At 72.1% G+C, this 16,313-nt stretch carries 15 protein-coding genes and 1 riboswitch; of the genes, 11 read left to right on the top strand and 4 right to left on the bottom strand.

The window, feature by feature from the left end; genetic code table 11:
- Nucleotides 1-10: 10 nt before the first annotated feature.
- Nucleotides 11-1,225 carry an MFS transporter gene (locus OG509_RS08020; RefSeq protein WP_406181277.1) on the bottom strand — a complete coding sequence of 405 codons (1,215 nt, stop codon included), beginning with the start codon at nucleotides 1,223-1,225 and terminating at the stop codon, nucleotides 11-13.
- Nucleotides 1,226-1,280: 55 nt separating this feature from the next.
- On the opposite strand from OG509_RS08020, the gene OG509_RS08015 reads away from it, so the two are divergent.
- Nucleotides 1,281-2,438 (top strand): ROK family transcriptional regulator, encoded by a 1,158-nt coding sequence (locus OG509_RS08015; RefSeq protein ID WP_406187505.1) that lies wholly within the window; start codon nucleotides 1,281-1,283, stop codon nucleotides 2,436-2,438.
- A gap of 20 nt (nucleotides 2,439-2,458) precedes the next feature.
- Here the strand turns inward: OG509_RS08015 and OG509_RS08010 are convergent, their stop codons facing one another.
- The 3 genes from OG509_RS08010 to OG509_RS08000 all read right to left on the bottom strand — a co-directional run bounded on the left by OG509_RS08010 (nucleotide 2,459) and on the right by OG509_RS08000 (nucleotide 6,758).
- Nucleotides 2,459-3,433, bottom strand: coding sequence for a CorA family divalent cation transporter (locus OG509_RS08010; RefSeq protein WP_406187504.1), 975 nt, complete (start codon nucleotides 3,431-3,433; stop codon nucleotides 2,459-2,461).
- 17 nt (nucleotides 3,434-3,450) lie between these two features.
- Nucleotides 3,451-4,200, bottom strand: a complete 750-nt coding sequence (locus OG509_RS08005; protein WP_406181275.1) for an SDR family oxidoreductase — start codon at nucleotides 4,198-4,200, stop codon at nucleotides 3,451-3,453.
- 200 nt (nucleotides 4,201-4,400) lie between these two features.
- Nucleotides 4,401-6,758, bottom strand: a complete 2,358-nt coding sequence (locus tag OG509_RS08000; protein ID WP_406181273.1) for a chitinase C-terminal domain-containing protein — start codon at nucleotides 6,756-6,758, stop codon at nucleotides 4,401-4,403.
- A gap of 278 nt (nucleotides 6,759-7,036) precedes the next feature.
- Nucleotides 7,037-7,166, top strand: a riboswitch (FMN riboswitch).
- 252 nt (nucleotides 7,167-7,418) lie between these two features.
- Between OG509_RS08000 and ribD the strand changes: the two genes are divergently transcribed.
- The 10 genes from ribD (at nucleotide 7,419) to OG509_RS07950 (ending at nucleotide 16,277) form a co-directional block, all read left to right on the top strand.
- A complete protein-coding gene (gene ribD, locus OG509_RS07995) occupies nucleotides 7,419-8,513 on the top strand; it encodes a bifunctional diaminohydroxyphosphoribosylaminopyrimidine deaminase/5-amino-6-(5-phosphoribosylamino)uracil reductase RibD (RefSeq protein WP_406187503.1) in 1,095 nt (364 codons plus the stop codon).
- A complete protein-coding gene (locus tag OG509_RS07990) occupies nucleotides 8,514-9,137 on the top strand; it encodes a riboflavin synthase (protein ID WP_406181271.1) in 624 nt (207 codons plus the stop codon).
- A complete protein-coding gene (locus OG509_RS07985) occupies nucleotides 9,134-9,787 on the top strand; it encodes a nicotinamide riboside transporter PnuC (RefSeq protein ID WP_406181269.1) in 654 nt (217 codons plus the stop codon). The genes OG509_RS07990 and OG509_RS07985 overlap by 4 nt, the downstream gene beginning before the upstream one ends.
- Complete coding sequence (locus tag OG509_RS07980; protein WP_406181267.1) at nucleotides 9,784-11,082, top strand: bifunctional 3,4-dihydroxy-2-butanone-4-phosphate synthase/GTP cyclohydrolase II; 1,299 nt, start codon at nucleotides 9,784-9,786, stop codon at nucleotides 11,080-11,082. Before OG509_RS07985 ends, OG509_RS07980 begins: the two co-directional genes overlap by 4 nt.
- A gap of 81 nt (nucleotides 11,083-11,163) precedes the next feature.
- Nucleotides 11,164-11,649 carry a 6,7-dimethyl-8-ribityllumazine synthase gene (gene ribH / locus OG509_RS07975; RefSeq protein WP_048475497.1) on the top strand — a complete coding sequence of 162 codons (486 nt, stop codon included), beginning with the start codon at nucleotides 11,164-11,166 and terminating at the stop codon, nucleotides 11,647-11,649.
- A gap of 35 nt (nucleotides 11,650-11,684) precedes the next feature.
- A complete protein-coding gene (locus OG509_RS07970; protein WP_403740563.1) occupies nucleotides 11,685-11,966 on the top strand; it encodes a phosphoribosyl-ATP diphosphatase in 282 nt (93 codons plus the stop codon).
- A gap of 77 nt (nucleotides 11,967-12,043) precedes the next feature.
- Nucleotides 12,044-12,892 carry an ATP phosphoribosyltransferase gene (gene hisG, locus OG509_RS07965; RefSeq protein ID WP_053693951.1) on the top strand — a complete coding sequence of 283 codons (849 nt, stop codon included), beginning with the start codon at nucleotides 12,044-12,046 and terminating at the stop codon, nucleotides 12,890-12,892.
- Nucleotides 12,893-12,944: 52 nt separating this feature from the next.
- Nucleotides 12,945-13,409 (top strand): PH domain-containing protein, encoded by a 465-nt coding sequence (locus OG509_RS07960; protein ID WP_030157594.1) that lies wholly within the window; start codon nucleotides 12,945-12,947, stop codon nucleotides 13,407-13,409.
- 328 nt (nucleotides 13,410-13,737) lie between these two features.
- Nucleotides 13,738-15,207 (top strand): hemolysin family protein, encoded by a 1,470-nt coding sequence (locus OG509_RS07955; protein ID WP_406181263.1) that lies wholly within the window; start codon nucleotides 13,738-13,740, stop codon nucleotides 15,205-15,207.
- Nucleotides 15,204-16,277, top strand: coding sequence for a hemolysin family protein (locus OG509_RS07950; protein ID WP_406181261.1), 1,074 nt, complete (start codon nucleotides 15,204-15,206; stop codon nucleotides 16,275-16,277). The genes OG509_RS07955 and OG509_RS07950 overlap by 4 nt, the downstream gene beginning before the upstream one ends.
- Nucleotides 16,278-16,313: the final 36 nt, after the last annotated feature.

The following is a 16,313-nucleotide window of genomic DNA, read 5'->3' as shown; positions in this document are numbered from 1 at the left end:
CGGCGCCATTTTACGGTCGGATACCCGCCGGTTCGTCCCGATCCACGGGCACGGCCCCGGCCGCCGCCGGCTTCTGCCGCAGTACGGCGGCCCCCGCCACCAGCGCGAACGCGAGCAGCGTGACCAGCCCGAAGGACACCACGAGCGAGGTCGCGTCCGCCACCGCGCCGATCGCCGACGGTGCGATCAGCCCCGAGGTGTACGTGATCGTCGCGACGCCCGCGATGGCCTGCGCCGGGGCAGGCCCGCTGCGCGCGGCCGCCGCGAAGGCCAGCGGGACCACCACCGCGATGCCGAGCCCGATCAGCCCGAAGCCCGCGATCGCCACGGCCGGATCCCCGGCCGCCACCACGAGCACCCCGCCCGCGGTGGCCAGCAGCCCGCCCGCCCGGACCGTGCGCACCGCCCCGAACCGGTCCACCACCCGGTCCCCGACGAGCCGGGCGAGCGCCATGGTGAGCGCGAACGCGGTGGTGCAGGCGGCCGCGTCCCCGGCGTTGGTGTCGAGCACGTCCCGCAGGTAGACCGCGGACCAGTCCATGCTCGCGCCTTCCGCGAAGACCGCGCAGAACCCGATCGCGCCGATCAGCAGCGCGGACTTCGGGGGCAGCGCGAAGTGCGGCGGGGCCTGAGCCCCCGCGGCGCTGTGCAGATCGAGCACCCCTCGTACGGCGACCAGCCCGGCCGCGGTCAGGGCGAGCGCGGCGACCAGATGGTGCAGCCGGGCGTCGGCCCCGGCGTGCGCGGCGACCGTGCCGGCCGCCGAACCGATCAGCGCGCCCACGCTCCACATGCCGTGCAGCGAGGACATTATCGAGCGGCCGAGCCGGTTCTCGGTCTCCACGCCCAGCGCGTTCATCGCCACGTCCGCCATCCCGGCGGTCGCTCCGTAGACGAACAGGGCGAAGCACAGGGTGGCCAGGTTCGGGGCGAGGCTCGGCAGGATCAGGGACAGGGTCCACAGCACCAGCAGCGCGCGCAGCGCGGCGCGGGCCCCGAAGCGGTGGTTGATCCGGCCGGCCAGCGGCATCGCGACCGCCGCGCCCAGGGCCGGGAAGGCGAGGGCGAGGCCCAGGGTGCCCGCGCTGAGCTGGGCGTGGTCCTGGATCCAGGGGATACGGGTGGCGAAGGAGCCGGTGACGGCCCCGTGGGTGCAGAAGACGGCGGCGATGGCGAAGCGGGCATGGCGCAGGCGCGCCGGGCTGAGGTCTGTTTCCCCTGTCATGGATTTAAACTATCAGGGACCCTGCCTGATAGTTAGCATGCCCGAGCTACCTAAGATGGGCGCCGTGACTCCTGCCAAGGCCCTGACCCCCGCCGCCCCGTCGCCCGCCTCGCCGAGCACGGCCCGGGCCATCAACGACCGTCTGGCCCTGGGACTCCTGCAGGAGCAGGGGCCGCTGACCGCCACTCAGCTCAAGGCCATGACCGGCCTGTCCCGCCCCTCGGTCGCCGATCTCGTCGAGCGGCTCACCGACGCCGGGCTGATCGAGGTGGTGGGGGAGTCGGGCGAGCAGCGCCGCGGCCCCAACGCCCGGCTGTACGGGATCGTCGCCCGCCGCGCGTACCTGGCGGCCCTGGACGTACGGACGGACAGCGCGACGGCGGTGGTCGCGGACCTGCTCGGCCGCCCGCTGGCCCGGGCCGCGCTCCCGGTGGACGCCGTCGACGAGGCCGTGACCCGGCTGGAGGACCTCGCCCGGGAGGCAGGCGCGGACCGGCTGCACACGGTGGTGGTCGGCGCCCCGGGTCTGGTGGCCCCGGCCGGGGAGCTGCACAGCACCGCCGGACTGCCCGCCTGGCACCGGGACCTGGTGGCGGCCCTCCAGCGGCGGCTGACGGCCACGGTCGTCGTGGAGAACGAGACCAACCTGGCGGCCCTCGCCGAACAGCGGGTCGGCGCGGCCCGGGACCTGGACTCCTTCGTACTGCTGTGGCTCGGCGCGGGCGTCGGCGCGGCGGTCGTGCTGGACGGGCGGCTGCGCCGCGGAGCCTCCGGCGGCGCGGGCGAGATCGGCTTCCTCCCGGTGCCGGGCACGGGCCGGCTGCCCTCCGCCACGGACTGCGGCGGCGGCTTCCACGCGCTGGTCGGCCGGGACGCCGTGGCCGCGCTCGCCGCGGAGCACGGCTACGCCGGGCCGGTCGAGGAGGCGGTGGCGGGCGCCGCGGGCGAGGCCTTCCTGGAGGCGCTGGCCCAGCGGCTGGCCCTGGGTGCGGCCGCCGTCGCGGCCGTCCTGGACCCGGGATGCCTGGTCCTGGCGGGCGCGCTCGGCCACGCGGGCGGCGCGGGCCTTGCGGCCGCGGTCGCCCGCCGGCTGGCCGAGCTGACCCCCGTGCCGATGGAGGTCCGCGCCACCGCACTCGGCGACCCGGCGGTCCTCACGGGTGCCCGCCTGGCCGCCCGCGAAGCCGCCCAGGCGGACCTCTTCGCTCCCTGAACCGCACCGGACCGGACGGCCTACCCGCCGTCGTCTTCGATGCGTTCGTCGTCGCGGAGCCTGCGCCAGATGCGGGTGCGGTGCAGGAGGAAGAGCGCGCCGGCCAGGAAGATCACCTGGAGGCCCACGGCGAGCACCCAGAAGATGGCCCGGCTCTCCAGCTCGTCCGACAGGTAGGCGAAGTTCATGCCGAAGAACCCCGTCACGAAGCTCAGCGGCAGAAAGATCGTGGAAACGATCGCCAGCCGGTTGATCACACCGTTCTGCTCGCCGGACACCAGCGAGGAGTAGGTGCTGAAGCCTCGCCGGGCGGCCTCCTGGAGTGCCTCGATGTCCGTGAGGACCAGCCCCGACGTGCGCTGGTACTCACGAGCGAGCCGCTTGCGCTCCTCCGGGAAGTCGCGGTTCAGCACCCGGCGCGTGATGGCCTCCTCCGCCGCCTGGCGGTAGGGGAGGAGGGTCTGGTGCAGGAGCGCCGCGGTCCGGCGCAGCCGCGCCAGGCGGTAGAGCTGCTCCGGCTCCCGCTGCCGGAACATTTCGTCCTCCAGGTCCTCCACCTCCAGAAGGGCCCGGACGGCTGACCGCCGATAGGTCTCCAGAGCCTCGCCGAGCAACAGGAACAGCGTGGCCACGGCGTCGGGCGGCCTTTCGTGCTTGAAGCGGGCGACGAGGCTCTCCACCAGCCCGGCCGGTCCCCGGTGCACGGTGACCAGGTACCGCTCGGTGGCCAGGACGTGGAGGTGGATGATCTCGCCCGCCTCGATCGCGGGGACGACGAACGCGGCGGCGTCCCCGAGGTACTCGGCGCGGGCGGCCTCCTCCTCCCGGCCGAGCCACGCCAGGTCCTCGGCCTCCAGCCCGAGCAGGTGGGCGACCGGCTCTTCCCCGGGCGGGGCCACCTCGGGCAGCTCCGCGTCCACGAACAGGAAACGGGATTCCGCGAGCCGCTCACGGGCCTCCGACACCGAGGTGCGCCGCACGATGCCCTCCGGCATGGACACCACCGAAACGATCACCGTGCCGCCCGGGCCGTCAGGAACTCGGAGAAGGTGATCTTGCCGACCGCGTGGGACGGGGCCAGGTTGCCGCCGCGGCGAAAGGCCGCGTACGCCTTCCCCGCCAGTGGCAGCGCGAACACCTTGCGCCTGCGCCCCGTCGCCGCCAGGTACGCCCGGCCCAGCTCCACCAGCGTGTGGATCTCCGGGCCGCCCATGTCCGTGACCCGCCCCGCCGGGGTGGGGACGGCCAGTTCCGCCAGCCGGTCCGCCACCTCCTCGACGGCGATCGGCTGCACCCGGACGCCCTTCGGCAGCGGAACCGGCACCACCGGCACCTTCGCCAGCGCGTCCACCAGCATCGCCACCAGGTCGTGGAACTGCGTCGTCCGCAGGATCGTGACACCCAGCCCCGACGCCTCCAGCATCCGCTCGACCTGGTACTTCATCGTGTAGTAGCCGAACGGGACCGCGTCCACCCCGACGATCGAGATGTAGACGATGTTCGTGACCGTCCCGGCCCGCCGGGCCGCCTCGATCAGGTGCCCGGCGGCCACGTCGTCGCCGCCGCGCGGGGTGCTCGCGCAGTGCACGACCACCTGCGCGCCGGCCATCGCCGCGTCCAGCCCGCTGCCGTCCCGCAGATCCACCGGGTAGTCCTTCGCGCGGCGGCTCAGGACCCGTACGTCGTGGCCCGCCGCCCGCAGCCGGGTGACGACCGCCCCGCCGAGGTTTCCGGTGCCTCCGGTGACCAGGATCGTGCTCATGGCGTCCGTTCCTTCCCTGCAGGGTTTCCGTTCACCAGGTGAGACCGGACAGCCCCGGGAAATGTGACGGCTGCCGCTGACGGAGTTCCAGCTTCTCCGGATTCGCCACACCCCGCACCCCGCGGCCGGACGTGCGAGGACCCGGTGGCCGCCGGGCCACCGGGTCCTCACGTCCCTTCACCTGCGGCACCTGCGCGGTGTCAGCAGGCGCCCTGGTCCTTCCAGACGCCCCACTCGCCGGTGGTGCCGGGCTCCTCGTTCTGCGTCCACCACTGGGCCTTCCAGGTGTGGCCCTTGTGCGAGACGAGGTTCCCGCTGTTGTAGACCGTGCCCGCGACGTACGCCGGGCTCGTGCAGGTCCCGCCCGGCGGTGTGGTCGGGGGAGTCGTCGGCGGCGTCGTCGGGGGAGTGGTGGGCGGGGTGGTCGGGGGCTGGGTGCCGCCCGGCTCCGTCACCGTCGTGCCGCGCGCCAGGTCCCCGGCGAGGGCGTAGGTGGTGCCGGAGATGTTCACCGTCCAGTTGGAGGGCGTGGAGACCGGCAGGTAGTAGTTGAACGCCAGGTCGACCGAGGCGCCGGGAGCCAGCGTCTGCCATGCCGGGAGCTTCAGCGAGACCCGCTGGAAGTCGCCCTTCAGGCCGCCGACGTTGGTGCCGGTGTGGCCGCTGGTGATCACCTTCGTGCCGAAGCCGGACTGGTCGGAGGCGTTGTTCGGGGCCGAGGTCCCGTAGTCGAACTGGAACTCGGTGCCGCCCGGCAGCGTGGTCTTCGTATTGTTGGTGATCTTGAGCTTCGGGGTGATCGGGTAGTTGGCGTCACCCAGCTTGAACTCGGTGAATTCCGTCTTGATGTCCACGGCCTGGGCGGGCAGGGCCGCGCCCGCCTTCCTCGCGCCGTAGGGGGCGGCCGACTTGAACTTCTCGTACATCAGGGAGGTGAGGGTGTCACCCATCTCGTACTGGCCCTTGGCGGCGTTGTACCCGTAGTCGCCCGCCAGCTCCCAGACCATCGTGCCGCCGATGCCCTTGTCCACCACGTAGTCGGCCTTGGCGGCGACCGACTGCTCGTCCTCCGTCGACAGGAAGACCTTCTTCTGGGCGTTCCACAGCCACGGCGCCACCAGCGTGGAGTCGTACTTGCGGACGTAGGTGCCGGTCAGCGTGGTGTTCGCGGGGAAGCCGTACTTCGTGACGTAGTCGCCTACGACACCCTTCTCCAGGTTCTTCGCGTGCCACATCGGGTTGGAGCCCGCCGGGGACTCGACCCCGTTGGTGTCCAGGTCGTGCCACAGGTTGTCGATGCCGACCGCGCCGTCGCCGCACTTGGTCAGCCCCGCGCCGGCCGGGCAGGTGGCCGACGGGGCCTTGCCCCACAGTCCGTCGGTGCCGCCCTGCACGTTCTTGAAGCCGCGGGTGTAGTACGGCAGGCCCATGTTGATGCGGCCGGCCGGCATGGAGCCGCGGAAGTAGTGGTAGGCCCAGTCGGAGTTCAGGTAGCCGATGCCGCCGTACTGGGAGGTGGAGTAGACGCCGGCGGCGGCCAGTTCGCCGTCCTTGCCGTCGTCGAAGAGCGAGGCGTTCGGGCCGACGTACTCGTTCCAGGCGCCGTGCAGGTCGTAGGACATGATGTTGACGTAGTCCAGGTACTGCTGCATCTGGAACGTCTCCATGCCCCGCAGCAGGTAGCCGGAGGAGGGGGCTGCGACGGAGAGCAGGTTGTGCTTGCCGTCGGCGGCGCCCGCGCGGTCGAGCTTCTCGCGCAGCGACTTCATCAGGGCGGCGTAGCCCTGGACGAGGCCGGCCCGGCGGGCGTTGGAGAGCTGCCAGTCCAGCGGGTTGCCCGCGTCCTTCATGGTGGTCGGGTACTCGTAGTCGATGTCGACGCCGTTGAAACCGTACTTGCGGATGAACTCGACGGAGGAGTCCGCGAAGGTGTCGATGCCGGCCTGGTTGACGGAGCCGTCGGCGTTGGTGGCCATGGAGTAGAAGCCGCCGGAGGCGACGCGGTTGCCGTCGTCGCCGAAGTAGCCGCCGGTCTCGGCCCAGCCGCCGACCGAGATCAGCGTCTTGACGTTCGGGTACTGCTTCTTGAATTTGTTCAGCAGGTTGAAGTGGCCCTTGTACGGGAGGGCCGGGTCCATCTCGGCGCCCGCCACGCCCGGCCAGGTCATCCCGGTGGCGGCGTTGTTCGCGTTGTCGGTGCCGACCGAGATCTTGTTGTCGGAGCCGACGTGGGCGAAGGCGTAGTTCAGGTGGGTGACCTTGGACCACGGGACGTTGTTGGCGAGGTAGGCGAGGGTGCCGTCCTTGCCGGTCCGCCAGCCGGTGAAGTATCCGATGACCCGCCGCTGGTGATCGGCGCCCATCTTCTCGCGGCCCTCGGAGCCGTAGACGGAGCAGTACGGGACGTCGACGCCGGCCGTCTTGTACAGCCCGTCCGGGCGACAGCTCTCGTTGTCGGCAGCGTGTGAAACGCCCGCCGAGAGCCCGCCCACCAGCAGTCCGGCGATCGCCGCGCCGGATACCAGGAGCATCGCTCTCGTACGTGTGGGGGACAGCATGGTGCCTCCTGGGGAGGGGAGGATGGCAGGACACGAAGGACACAACAGGCGGAGAAGTGGTGCGTGTTGGCCCGTGACGTGCGCACATCTGACGGGCTGCCTCCCGGGGAAGATGAAGGGAACGTTAAGAGGACTAGACCACCCCGTCAATAGGTCTGGACCAATAGCGGGCCTACTTGACGGACTCCCGCGCGACGGGCTCCCTGTGACCCAGGCCACAGTCCCTCGCTCGCATGGCCGCCGATCACCCGTGGCAAACTGGCAGCAGTACCAGTAAGCAGCGCACTCCGGGGTCGGTGTAATTCCGAACCGGCGGTATAGTCCGCGACCCGTCCGCAGCCAGCGGCCGGTTGATCAGGTGAAATTCCTGGACCGACGGTGAAAGTCCGGATGGGAGGCAGTGCGCGGCGGGCCAGTCACCGGTACGCCGCCGTCGGCGGTTCATCGGCGTATCCCTGCGGATACGTCCGGACGGACCGTTTCTCCGGCCTCGGCGTCCCCGTGTGTGCTGTACCGCTTCATCTGTCGTATCCCGACAGGCCCCGGAGTCCGTGCCCGACGAGGCAGGAGGACCCGGTGGCGAACCACGCCGCGCACGCACCGCACGACGCCTTCGGCGAGCCCGATGTCGACGCCGGCGCCGTCGCCGACGCGCAGGCCATGCGCCGCGCCGTCGAGCTCGCCGCCCGCGGCCTCGGCTCCACCAGCCCCAACCCGGTCGTCGGCTGCGTCATCACCGACGCCGCGGGCACCGTCGTCGGCGAGGGCTGGCACGAGCGGGCCGGCGGCCCGCACGCCGAGGTCCACGCCCTGCGCGCCGCCGGCGAAGCGGCCCGCGGCGGCACCGCGTACGTCACCCTCGAACCCTGCAACCACACCGGTCGTACGGGGCCCTGCGCCCAGGCGCTCGTCGAGGCCGGCGTCACCCGCGTGGTCTACGCCGTCCCGGACCCGAACCCACAGGCCAGCGGCGGCGCCGCCACCCTGCGCGCCGCCGGGATCAAGGCCGAGGGCGGTTTCCTGGAGGCCGAGGCCGCGGCAGGCAACGCCGCCTGGCTCACCTCCGTACGCCTGGGCCGCCCGCACGTGACCTGGAAGTACGCCGCCACCCTCGACGGCCGCAGCGCCGCCGCGGACGGCAGCAGCCGCTGGATCACCGGCCCGGAGTCCCGCGCCGACGTCCACCGGCTGCGCGCCGAGGCCGACGCCGTCCTCGTCGGCGGCGGCACCCTGCGCACCGACGACCCGCACCTGGCCGTACGCGGACTCGCCGGCACCACCGCCGCCACCCAGCCCCTGCGCATCGCCCTCGACACCCGCGCCGGCCTGCTGCCCACCGCCCGCATCCTCGACGACGCCGCGCCCACGCTGCTCGTCGTCGGCGAGGACGCCGACACCCGGCACCTGCCGGGCGTCGACCTGCTCCGGCTCCCCCTGCACGACGGCCGCATCGCCGTCCACGACCTGCTCGGCCGGCTGTACGCCCGCGGTGTGCGCTCCCTCCTCCTGGAAGGCGGCCCCACCCTCGCGGGCGCCTTCCTCGAAGCCGGAGCCGTCGACCGCGTCGTCGGCTACCTCGCCCCGGCCCTCCTCGGCTCCGGCCCCGCCGCCCTCGCCGACGCCGGCATCACCGACATCACCCGCGCGGTGCGCCTCGACATCACCGAGGCCGTCCGCGTCGGCACCGATCTCCGCATCACCGCCGTACCCGTGTCCGAAGCCGTCCCCACCCCCACCGCCCCCAAGGAGCACTGAGTGTTCACCGGAATCGTCGAAGAACTGGGCGAGGTCACCGCCGTCGAGCAACTCTCGGAGGCCTCCCGCTTCCGCCTGCGCGGACCCGTCGTCACCGACGGCGCCAAGCACGGCGACTCCATCGCCGTCAACGGCGTCTGCCTGACCGTCGTGGAGACCGGCGACGGCGAGTTCACCGCGGACGTCATGCAGGAGACCCTGAACCGCTCCAGCCTCGGCGCCCTCCACGCGGGCTCCCGGGTCAACCTGGAGCGCCCGATGGCCCTCGGCGGACGGCTCGGCGGACACCTCGTCCAGGGGCACGTGGACGGCACCGGCGAGATCCTGTCCAGGACGCCCTCCGAGCACTGGGAGATCGTCAAGGTCTCGCTCCCGCAGAACCTGTCCCGGTACGTCGTGGAGAAGGGCTCCATCACGGTGGACGGCGTCAGCCTGACCGTGGTCGAGGCCGCCGCGGACTGGTTCACCATCAGCCTCATCCCCACCACCCTCGCGCTGACCACCCTCGGCCTCAAGCAGCCCGGCGACCCGGTCAACCTGGAGGTCGACGTCCTCGCGAAGTACGTCGAGCGCCTGCTGGCTTCGGGCGTGGACCCGCTGACCGCCAAGGAGGACCAGCCGTGACCGCCCTGACCTGGCTCAACGCGGAGGCCTTCGCGGTCTTCGGCCAGAAGGTCATCTGGTCCGACATGATCGGCAACCTGATGGGCCTGGCGGCCCTCGCCCTCGGCTGGCGGCGCTCCCTATGGACCTGGCCCGCCCAGCTCCTGTCCGGCCTGATCCTCATAGCCGCGTACGCCTCCGCCCACCTCACCGGCGGCGTCGGCAAGCAGCTCCTCGTCATCGGCGTGGCAGCCTGGGGCTGGCGCGCCTGGCAGCGCGGCCGCCGGCAGGCCCAGGACGGCACCCTCGCGGTGCGCACCGCCACCTGGACGGAGCGCGGACTGCTCCTCGGCGGGGCGGCCCTCGGCACCCTGGCCGTCGGCGGCCTGTTCACGCTCTTCCCGAACCTGTCGTGGAGCCCGTGGGCCGACGCCTACATCTTCGTCGGCACGATCGTCGCGATGGTCGCCCAGGCCCGGGGCCTCGTCGAGTTCTGGTTCGCCTGGCTCCTCGTCGACCTGGTCGGCGTCCCGCTCGCCTTCACCAACGGACTGGCCTTCTCCGGCCTCGTCTACGTCGTCTACTTCGCGCTCGTCCTGTGGGGCGCCCACGACTGGTACCAGCGTTCGCGCACCACCCCCGCCACGGCCCTGGAAGGAGCAACGGCATGACCACCCTCAAGCCCGTGCCCGACATCGACGCCGTCCTCGACGCCGTCTTCCGGCTCGACCCCGTCGAGCAGGCCATCCGCGACATCGCGGCCGGCCGGCCGGTGGTCGTCGTGGACGACGAGGACCGCGAGAACGAGGGCGACCTCGTCATCGCCGCCGAGAAGGCCACCCCCGAGATCGTCGCGTTCATGATGAGCGAGTGCCGGGGCCTGATCTGCGCCCCCATGGAGGGCCCCGAGCTGGAGCGGCTCGAACTGCCCCAGATGGTCCAGAAGAACACCGAGTCGATGCAGACCGCCTTCACCGTCTCCGTCGACGCCAGTGCCGCCCACGGCGTCACCACCGGCATCTCGGCCGCCGACCGCTCCACCACCCTGCGGATGCTCGCCGACGGGGTCTGCGAGCCGTCCGACTTCGTGCGCCCCGGCCACGTCTTCCCGCTGCGCGCCAAGCCCGGCGGCGTCCTGGTCCGCAACGGCCACACCGAGGCCGCCGTCGACCTCGCCCGCCTCGCGGGCCTGCGCCCCGTCGGCGCGATCGTGGAGATCGCCGGCGAGGACGGCGTCATGCTGCGCCTGCCCGAGCTGATCCCGTTCGCCCGCAAGCACGGCCTGACGATCATCTCCATCGAGGACCTGATCGCCTACCGCCGCTCCGCCGAGCCGACCGTGCGCCGCGAGGCCACGGTGGCCCTGCCGACCGCCCACGGCGACTTCACGGCGTACGGATACCGCTCCATCTCCGACGGCGTCGAGCACGTGGCCCTCGTCCACGGCGAGATCGGCGACGGCCAGGACATCGTGGTCAGAGTCCACTCCGAGTGCCTGACCGGCGACATCTTCCACTCCCTGCGCTGCGACTGCGGCCCCCAGCTGCACGCCTCCATGGCCCGCATCAAGGAGGAGGGCCGCGGCGTCGTCGTCTACCTGCGCGGTCACGAGGGCCGCGGCATCGGACTGGTGTCCAAGCTGCGCGCGTACGAGCTCCAGGAGCGCGGCCGCGACACCCTGGACGCCAACCTGGAACTCGGCCTGCCGGCCGACGCCCGCGACTACGGCGCCGGCGCGCAGATCCTCGCCGACCTCGGCGTCAAGAGCGTCCGGCTGCTGACCAACAACCCCGACAAGTCCGCCGCCCTCGTACGGCACGGCATCGCGGTCAACGACCGGGTGGCCATGCCCACGGAGGCGGGCGAGCACAATCTGCGGTACCTGCGCACGAAGCGGGACCGGATGGGTCACGACCTGCCCTGGCTGGACCAGGCCGTGACCACCTCCGCCTGCGGCAACCAGTAAGCACCTACGAACCACCAGCACCAGCACCAGCACCAGCACACACCACGAACCACGAACCACGAAGAACCGAGGAGCACAGCTGTGAGCGGCAAGGGCGCACCCGAACTGAGTGTCAGGAACTGCGGAGACCTCCGGGTCGCCGTCATCGCGGCCCAGTGGCACGAGAAGGTCATGGACGGGCTCGTCGACGGCGCCCTGCGCGCCCTGCACGAACTGGGCATCGACGAGCCCACCCTGCTCCGCGTCCCGGGCAGCTTCGAGCTCCCGGTCGTGGCGAAGGTACTGGCCGGTCGCGGTTACGATGCCATCGTCGCCCTCGGAGTCGTCATCCGCGGCGGCACCCCGCACTTCGAATACGTCTGCCAGGGCGTCACCCAAGGCCTGGTGCAGGTGTCGATCGACACCGGAGTCCCCGTCGGCTTCGGCGTACTGACCTGCGACAACGACGAGCAGGCGCTGGACCGCGCCGGGCTCGAGGGGTCGAACGAGGACAAGGGACACGAAGCGGTCATCGCCGCCGTCTCGACTGCTGCGACCCTGCGGTCCGTCAGCGAACCCTGGCGCTGAGTGGCGACGGGGGACCCCGTATTCTGAGGACCATCATGGCGAACACACCCTCCAAGAGTTTCGAAGAGCTCTTCACCGAGCTCCAGCTCAAGGCCGCCACCGGCGACCCCGGCTCCTCCCGCACCGCCGAGCTCGTCGGCAAGGGCGTCCATGCCATCGGCAAGAAGATCGTCGAGGAGGCCGCCGAGGTCTGGATGGCCGCCGAGCACGAGGGCAAGGAAGCCGCCGCCGAGGAGATCTCCCAGCTGCTGTACCACGTCCAGGTGATGATGGTCGCGCGCGGGATCTCCCTCGACGACGTCTACGCGCACCTCTAGGCCGGAGCCCGTCCCGCAGGTCCCCCGCCCGCCGCTCACCCCACACCTTTCGCAATCCACGCACTGAAGGAAGACCCATGCTGCGCATCGCCGTCCCCAACAAGGGTTCACTCTCCGGAGCGGCGTCGGCGATGCTCCATGAGGCCGGCTACCGCCAGCGCAAGGAGTCCAAGGAGCTCGTGGTCCTCGACCCCGAGAACGGGGTGGAGTTCTTCTACCTCCGCCCCAAGGACATCGCGATCTACGTCGCCTCGGGCAAGCTCGACATCGGCATCACCGGCCGTGACCTGCTGCTCGACTCCGGCGCCAGCGCGGAGGAGATCCTCCCGCTGAACTTCGGCCGCTCCACCTTCCGCTACGCCACCAAGCCCGGCACGGCGAAGGGCCCCGAGGACTTCACGGGGATGACGATCGCGACCTCGTACGAGGGAATCGTCGCCAAGCACCTCGCCGAGCAGGGCATCGACGCCTCCGTCGTGCACCTGGACGGCGCGGTCGAGACCGCCATCCAGCTCGGCGTCGCCCAGGTCATCGCGGACGTCGTCGAGACCGGCACCAGCCTGCGCAACGCCGGCCTGGAGGTCATCGGCGAGCCGATCCTCACCTCCGAGGCCGTGGTCATCCGCCGCAACGGGGCCGACGCCGAGAACCCGCAGGCCCAGCAGTTCCTGCGGCGCCTCCAGGGCGTCCTGGTGGCCCGCAGCTACGTGATGATGGACTACGACTGCCGCGCCGAGCACCTGGAGCGGGCCGTCGCCCTCACCCCGGGCCTGGAGTCGCCGACCATCTCCCCGCTGCACAACGAGGGCTGGGTCGCCGTCCGTGCGATGGTCCCGGCCAAGGAGGCGCAGCGGATCATGGACGACCTGTACGAGCTCGGCGCGCGCGCGATCCTCACCACCTCGATCCACGCCTGCCGTCTCTGACCCGTACGTCCTTCCGATCCGTACGCCCCCTCCCGAAGGCATCTCCCGCATCATGGCCGAGTCCGCCGCCCAGCCCGCACTGCCCGCTCTGCCGGTCACCTTCCGGCCGACCCGTACCCGGGCCGTCCTGCTGGGCGTCGGGCTCGCCATGTTCGCCACCATCACGGCGATCGCCCTCCTGCTGGAGAACCTCGGCCCGGGGGAGCGGATCAGCTTCATCTTCACCGCCGTCCTGCTGTCGTCCGTACTCGTCCTGCTCAGCCGCCCCAAGGTGGTCGCGGACGAGGCGGGCGTCACCGTCGTGAACCTGACCAACACCCGCCGCCTGGAGTGGGCGCAGATCCTGCGCGTCAACCTCCGCCCGGGCGATCCGTGGGTGTTCCTGGACCTGAGCGACGGTACGAGCCTGCCCGCCCTCGGCATCCAGCCCGGCGTGGCCAAGCAGCAGGCCATCGGCGACGCCCGCGCGCTGCGCGCGCTCGCCGAGGCCCGGGGAACCGGGCCGCACCACCACTGACCCGTCCGCCGCACGGACGTCCCACGGACCTCCCACGGACGCACGCCCGGACAGCGGAGCTCGAACACTCGGCGAACAGTCGTGGAACGGGCCTCGAACAGGCCTTGAGCGGCTCTCGGACGAAGCACCGGAGCCACAGCCGACGGCTGCGTCCCATTGCGGCGGCGATCTCAGTGACTACCCTGGTGGCGGGGCGCACCCCAACGCCCTCCCACCGGCCCCGGGACCCCGAGGCCCGCGGGCACCTGCGACTTGAGGAGTGACTCCCTCCAGCAATGGACGGATCGTCCGGTAGTACCCGCGCCGCCCTCCCCACGGAGGCGGCGGCATGACCATCCCGCTACTCCTGCTCGTGGCGGCATTCGCCCTGATCCTCGCCAACGGCTTCTTCGTGGCGGCCGAGTTCGGCCTCGTCACCGTGGAACGGCCCGAGGCCGAACGCGCCGCAGCCGACGGCGACCGCCGTGCCCGCACGGTGGTCGAAGCCCTGCGGGAGCTGTCCTTCCAGCTCTCCGGCACCCAGCTCGGCATCACCATCACCTCCCTCGTGGTCGGCATGCTCGCCGAACCGGCCCTCGCCGGACTGCTGGCCGGGCCGCTCGCGGCCACCGGCCTGCCCGCGGGAGCCGTCTCCGGCGTCGCCGTCTTCATCGGCATGCTGCTCGCCTCCGCCGTCCAGATGGTCGTCGGCGAGCTCGTCCCGAAGAACTGGGCGGTCTCCCGGCCGCTGCAGGTGGCCCGGTTCGTGGCCGGCCCGCAGCAGGTCTTCTCCCGTGCCTTCCGGCCGGTCATCGCCGGCCTCAACGCCGTCGCCAACCGTCTCGTACGGGCGCTCGGCGTGGAGCCGGCCGAGGAGATGGCCTCCGCCCGCACCCCCGGCGAACTGGTCTCCCTGGTCCGCCATTCGGCCCAGGCCGGCGCCCTCGAACAGGACACCGCCGACCTCTTCGTACGGACCCTCTCGCTGGGCGAGCTCACGGCCCAGCACGTCATGACCCCCCGGGTGAAGGTCAGCGCCCTCCAGCACACGGCCACCGCGGCCGACGTGCTGAACCTGACCCGCGCCACCGGGCTGTCCCGGTTCCCGGTCTACCGGGAGCGCATCGACGAGGTCACCGGGGTCGTCCACCTCAAGGACGCCCTCGCCGTGCCCGAGTCCGAGCGCGCCCGCACCACCGTGAGCCGGATCTGCGTCGCCCCGCTGCTGGTGCCCGGCTCCCTGCCGGTGCAGCCGCTGCTGGAACGGTTGCGCAGCGAGCAGCCGATGGCCGTCGTCGTCGACGAGTACGGCGGCACCGCCGGGGTGGTCACCCTGGAGGACATCGTGGAGGAGCTCGTCGGAGAGGTCCGCGACGAGCACGACCTCGCCGAGGACGAGAACCCCGAACTGGCGGCCGTGCCCGCCGAGGACGGCCGCCCCTCCTGGGAGGCCGACGGCAGCTGCCGGGTGCAGACCCTGCGCCGGATAGGCCTGGAGGTGCCCGAGGGCCCGTACGAGACCGTCGCCGGCCTCGTCGCGGACCTGCTGGGCCGGATCCCCGCCCCCGGGGACCGTGCCGAACTGCCCGGCTGGAAGCTGTCCGTCCGCCAGGTCGGCCGCAACCGCGCCGAACGCGTCAGGCTGGTCAGGCTGGGTGCCGTCCCCGCCGCCGGGCACGGGACCGGCCCCGAGGCCACCCGCGCCACCGTCCTGATCGACGCCGGCTCCGTACGCACCGGGCCGGGCCGGCAGGGCTCCCCGGACGGGCGATCGCCGCAGCCGGCCCAGTCGGCCCAGCTGGAAGGCGCCGGACGATGAACGCCCTCCAACTGCTCTTCGCCCTGCTCCTGGTGCTGGCCAACGGTTTCTTCGTCGGCGCCGAGTTCGCGCTCGTCTCCGTACGGCGCAGCCAGATCGAGCCGCTGGCCAAGGAGTCCAAGCGGGCCCGCCAGGTGCTGTACGGGCTGGAGAACCTGCCGCGGATGATGGCGGCGGCCCAGTTCGGCATCACCGTCTGCTCCCTGACCCTCGGCGCGGTCGCCGAGCCGACGGTGGCCCGCCTGCTGGAGCCGCTCTTCCATGCGGCGCACGTCCCGCAGGGCATGATCCACCCGCTGGGCTACGCGGTGGCGCTCGCCGCCGTCGTCTTCCTGCACCTGGTCATCGGCGAGATGGTCCCCAAGAACCTCGCCATGGCCGCACCGGAGAAGACCGCCCTCTGGTTCAGCCCGGGCCTGGTCGCCTTCGCCCGGCTCTGCGGCCCCGTCACCTCCGCGCTCGGCTCCTGCGCGCACCTGGTCCTGCGCCTCTTCAAGGTGGAGCCCAAGGACGAGGTCGAAGCCGTCTACACCAGCGCCCAGCTCGGCCGGCTCGTCGAGGACTCCCGGCAGGCCGGGCTCCTGGAGCCGGGCGAGCAGGAGCGCCTGGAAGACGCCCTGGAACTGGGCAGCCGCCCGGTCACCGACGTCCTGCTCGCCCGGGACCGGCTCGTCACGGTCGGCCCCTCGGCGACCCCGCGCCAGATCGAGCAGCTGACGGTCCGCACCGGCTACTCCCGCTTCCCGGTCCGTTCCGAGAACGGCGCCTTCATGGGCTACGTCCACGTCAAGGACGTACTGGACCTGGAGGAGCGGGAGCGGGCCGTGCCCCAGCGGGTCTGGCGGCGGATGACCACCCTGTCCGCCACCCTCCCGCTGGACGACGCGCTCAGCGTCATGCGCCGGGACGCCACCCATCTGGCCCAGGTCGCCGACCCGGCCGGCCGGGTGCTGGGGCTGGTCGCCCTGGAGGACGTCCTGGAGATGCTGGTCGGCGAGGTGCGCGACCCCGCGCACCGCGTCCCGGCCCGCCGCCCGGGCCCCCGGCAGACCAGCACCGCCGGGGTCTGAGAGGACGGAGTGTGAGGCGCCGCCGCTGTGGCGGGG

This window comes from Streptomyces sp. NBC_01006 (assembly GCF_045162725.1).
In the GTDB taxonomy this organism is placed as follows: Bacteria; Actinomycetota; Actinomycetes; order Streptomycetales; family Streptomycetaceae; genus Streptomyces.
The sequence above is the reverse complement of the archived record's forward strand: the minus strand, read 5'-3'. Positions and strand labels throughout refer to the sequence as shown.

Coding starts and splice junctions, on each gene's coding strand:
- OG509_RS08020 (WP_406181277.1), bottom strand. CDS start 1,225: ATGACAGGGGAAACAGACCTCAGCCCGGCGCGCCTGCGCCATGCCCGC.
- OG509_RS08015 (WP_406187505.1), top strand. CDS start 1,281: ATGGGCGCCGTGACTCCTGCCAAGGCCCTGACCCCCGCCGCCCCGTCG.
- OG509_RS08010 (WP_406187504.1), bottom strand. CDS start 3,433: ATGCCGGAGGGCATCGTGCGGCGCACCTCGGTGTCGGAGGCCCGTGAG.
- OG509_RS08005 (WP_406181275.1), bottom strand. CDS start 4,200: ATGAGCACGATCCTGGTCACCGGAGGCACCGGAAACCTCGGCGGGGCG.
- OG509_RS08000 (WP_406181273.1), bottom strand. CDS start 6,758: ATGCTGTCCCCCACACGTACGAGAGCGATGCTCCTGGTATCCGGCGCG.
- ribD (WP_406187503.1), top strand. CDS start 7,419: ATGCGCCGCGCCGTCGAGCTCGCCGCCCGCGGCCTCGGCTCCACCAGC.
- OG509_RS07980 (WP_406181267.1), top strand. CDS start 9,784: ATGACCACCCTCAAGCCCGTGCCCGACATCGACGCCGTCCTCGACGCC.
- OG509_RS07970 (WP_403740563.1), top strand. CDS start 11,685: ATGGCGAACACACCCTCCAAGAGTTTCGAAGAGCTCTTCACCGAGCTC.
- hisG (WP_053693951.1), top strand. CDS start 12,044: ATGCTGCGCATCGCCGTCCCCAACAAGGGTTCACTCTCCGGAGCGGCG.
- OG509_RS07960 (WP_030157594.1), top strand. CDS start 12,945: ATGGCCGAGTCCGCCGCCCAGCCCGCACTGCCCGCTCTGCCGGTCACC.
- OG509_RS07955 (WP_406181263.1), top strand. CDS start 13,738: ATGACCATCCCGCTACTCCTGCTCGTGGCGGCATTCGCCCTGATCCTC.
- OG509_RS07950 (WP_406181261.1), top strand. CDS start 15,204: ATGAACGCCCTCCAACTGCTCTTCGCCCTGCTCCTGGTGCTGGCCAAC.